The organism is Phyllobacterium sp. P5_D12 (assembly GCF_054049495.1).
Map to the genome: position 1 here is coordinate 1 of NZ_JBFUMG010001078.1, position 772 is coordinate 772.

At 52.8% G+C, this 772-nt stretch carries 1 protein-coding gene; it reads left to right on the plus strand.

Going from position 1 to position 772, the window contains the following annotated elements:
• Positions 1-210 precede the first annotated feature (210 nt).
• On the plus strand, positions 211-772 hold a 562-nt coding region (locus tag ACXJ5O_RS28805; protein WP_457302888.1), incomplete at its 3' end, for an outer membrane protein assembly factor BamB family protein.

The following is a 772-nucleotide window of genomic DNA, read 5'->3' on the forward strand; positions in this document are numbered from 1 at the left end:
GGCCAAGCGAGGTGGGCAGTAACGGTGCCCTCTGCGCGCCTGGCTTTGTCGTGACACGCTGCCGGAAATACTTCCCCATTTGCGTGAGCTAATGGAGCGAACCCGCACTGAAAAACGGCTTCGTCCGATAGTTCATAAATGTGAACTTAGGGAGGACTCATAATGCGTGTACACAAGAATTTAATTGGAATTGCATTGGCTACAACGGCCATGACGTTCTCATTGGCGGGGGGAGCTCTGGCCAATGACGATCTTCAGGCTGTAATTTCTGATTCGAAGAACTGGGCTATCCAGACCGGTGATTACGCTAATACGCGCTACTCGAAACTCAACAAGATTACTGCGGACAATGTCAAAAACCTTCAGGTCGCCTGGACGTTTTCGACTGGTGTGCTGCGCGGCCATGAAGGAGGCCCGCTCATCGTTGGCGATGTGATGTATGTCCATGCGCCTTATCCGAACACCGTCTTTGCGCTTGACCTGAACAATGATGGCAAAATCCTCTGGAAGTATGAACCCAAGCAGGACGCAAACGTCATTCCTATCATGTGCTGCGATACCGTTAATCGCGGCGTAGCCTATGGCGACGGCAAGATATTCCTTTATCAGGCCGACGCAACGCTCGTTGCTCTCGATGCAAAGACAGGCAAACCCGATTGGTCCGTGAAAAACGCCGAGGCGGTAGACGGCAGCAAGGGCGAGTCTGGAACGTCCGCACCAATGGTCGTGAAAGACAAGGTCATCGTCGGTATTTCCGGTGGTGAGTTCGGTG